The sequence below is a fragment of the Hydrocoleum sp. CS-953 genome (genome assembly GCF_002260545.1).
Classification (GTDB): Bacteria; Cyanobacteriota; Cyanobacteriia; order Cyanobacteriales; family Microcoleaceae; genus Trichodesmium.
In genome coordinates, this window is sequence record NZ_LGSU01000254.1 from 1 (window position 1) to 2,550 (window position 2,550).

The window sequence follows — 2,550 nt, forward strand, 5'->3', positions numbered from 1 at the left end:
ATGCTATACTTGACTCACACTTCAGTTATCAAGTAATTAAAATAGATAAAATAAATTATTCCCTAATTATTAGTCAGTTAATGTTAATTATTATTATGTGTACCGACGCCCTTATGCAACGTCCCTTCCCCACACCTCCCACACTCCCGTACGGACGCCCTTATGCAACGTCCCTACCCCATCCAATCAAATATAGCAATATTTTTGAGAAATGGTATTATATTGTATAGTTATATAGTTTTTAATCCTACGTTTTAAAGTGGGGAATGTGAGTTAAAACTTTTCTTATGCCTGATTCAAAATTAACTTTGATAAACACGCCCTTTCCAATAACCGCCTCGCCCTCGCCAGTGTCGCCAAGCTGAATCTATTGTGATTAATGTATACATCAAAGCAACAGTTGGTAAACCCATCGCATATATTGGTGAAAGTCGATAAAATCTAACAATAGGTAAGTACGCTAAAAACATTAATAATCTTGCCAATAAAGCGATCGCTAATACTTTCCACCAACCAAAAATTACTCCCAAAATTATTCCTAATGAGGGAATTAAATAAACTAATTTCATTCCTATCACTGTTACTATTAACAAGAGTGGAGAATAATTTAACTGAGTAAAAGCAGTACGAGCTACCATGTTCCAAATACTCATTAAATCGGGATAAGAACGTCGGCTTTTAGTATCTGAAGTTAGACCTAACCAAATCTTTTTATTTGTTGATTTTTGTTTAACTGCTTTAGCTAAAGAACAATCATCTATTAAAGCATTTTTAATAACCTCTATTCCGCCAACTTCATCTAAAACTTGATGACGAATTAATATACAACCGCCAGCAGCAGCAGCAGTAGAATTATTGGGATTATTTACCCATCTAAACGGAGATAATTTTTGAAAGAAAAATACAAATGCGGGAATCATTAATTCCTCTGCTAAAGTTTCGCATTGTAGTTTCACCATTAAAGAAACTAAGGCTAAATTTTCCTTTTCTGCTTTAACAACAAGTTGACGAATATTTGTTGAACTATGTTCAATATCTGCATCAGTTAAGAGAAAATAGTCTGGGGCTGGAATTTGTTTTTTTGCATAGTTAATTCCTTGATTAATTGCCCATAATTTTCCAGTCCAACTACTAGGTAAATCTGCTGCCGAAATTACTTCTAGTTTAGTAAAATTTTCACTTTTTTGAGCAGTGCATCTTGCGACAAGAGATGTATTATCTATACTATGATCGTCTACTAATATTATTGTCAGATTCCCTGGGTAATCTTGATTTAATAGGGAGTTTAGTGTTACTCGTAATAATTTTGCTTCATTTCGAGCAGGAATTATCACAGAAACTGACGGCCAATACTTGATCTTCTCAATTTCTATTTCTGATACTGGCAATAGTCGTTGGTCTGCCAGCCAAAATTTACCACGAAATATTAATAAATATATCCAGATTATGAAGTTAAAAATTACTGTGATTAATATAATTTGCTGCATAAATAACTCCTGAACTTAAGGATACGCAAATTATAGCAATTCTCTAAAATAATTGACTTGGATTAATTTCTGTATAAATGAATTGTAAGGGTAAACAGTCTTTTCTCTCTAGGCATTGATTTATCAAATTGGGTTAATTTTCTATTACCAGTAATATTTGCTAGAAAAAGTAAAGTAACTTGTAGATACTATACCTTTGAAAATTTATAATTGTAGGGATTTTATGTTCCTTGTTCCCAGTTAAGTTGTTCCCTGATTCTACCATAAGAGACTGTTTGTAAAACAACTATTAAGAGAGCTTAGAGTGACTGAAATCTAAAAGAGGTAAGACTTCAAAAGGTTAAAATCTGGTAAATATCCAGAGGTGGAAAGGTACATACTATTCCTAGATTTTCAAGTGACAAATAGTTGTCTTAATTTCTTATTACCTGTTCCCTATTCCCAGTTAAGTGTTCCCTGTTCCTTATCTCCTTTTTATATTTCCTGATACATTCAATCTCTAAATTACTACATCTACAGCCATACCTAAAATTTGTATTAAATAAGGTTTCAATTACCAATTAAAAATACCCTATCCTGAGAAGCTGTTTGAGAACTTATTGCATGGAACTGATGAATCCTAAAATCCTAATCACTCTGGCCACTTACCTACAAGGGAATCTTTAAAAGCTCTCCTCCTAGAATAGAGGTTTTTATCAGTTTACAAAATCTTCTGAAAGGCTAGTTAATAATTACCCTTTCTTAAAAGAAGGGGATTGACTAAAATAAAAATTTTTGATTTATCTCCTTAAAAAAGAGAGGCTTTAAACCTGAATTTTTGAATGAAAAATTATAGCGCTTTTCATTAACATAGAAGACAGAGATTTAGGCTTAAAGGCACTTCTACTGAGGGCAGAATGCAGAATTTGTGTAGTCTATCTTTGTGAAAACCGCTATAACTGACTACCAACTCTTAATTATTAATTATTAATTATTCGGTAAAGTATGCATCATTGCCCTTATTAGCAGAAAAAAATTCTTTTTAGCCAATTCTCTTATTTATAAGAAGAGTTCAAGAATTTAT

General features: G+C 32.3%; 2 protein-coding genes. One reads left to right on the forward strand and one right to left on the reverse strand.

Features of this window, described 5'->3' with window-relative positions:
- Positions 1–230 (forward strand): hypothetical protein (locus AFK68_RS37960; RefSeq protein ID WP_210407186.1); only part of this gene is annotated, 230 nt, incomplete at its 5' end.
- A 72-nt stretch (positions 231–302) separates the two neighbouring features.
- On the opposite strand, the gene AFK68_RS02230 is transcribed toward AFK68_RS37960, so the two are convergent.
- Complete coding sequence (locus AFK68_RS02230) at positions 303–1,487, reverse strand: glycosyltransferase (RefSeq protein ID WP_094671287.1); 1,185 nt, start codon at positions 1,485–1,487, stop codon at positions 303–305.
- Positions 1,488–2,550: the final 1,063 nt, after the last annotated feature.

What these genes read in the sequence shown, in the direction of transcription:
- AFK68_RS02230 (WP_094671287.1), bottom strand. Translation starts at nt 1,487, where the DNA reads ATGCAGCAAATTATATTAATCACAGTAATTTTTAACTTCATAATCTGG.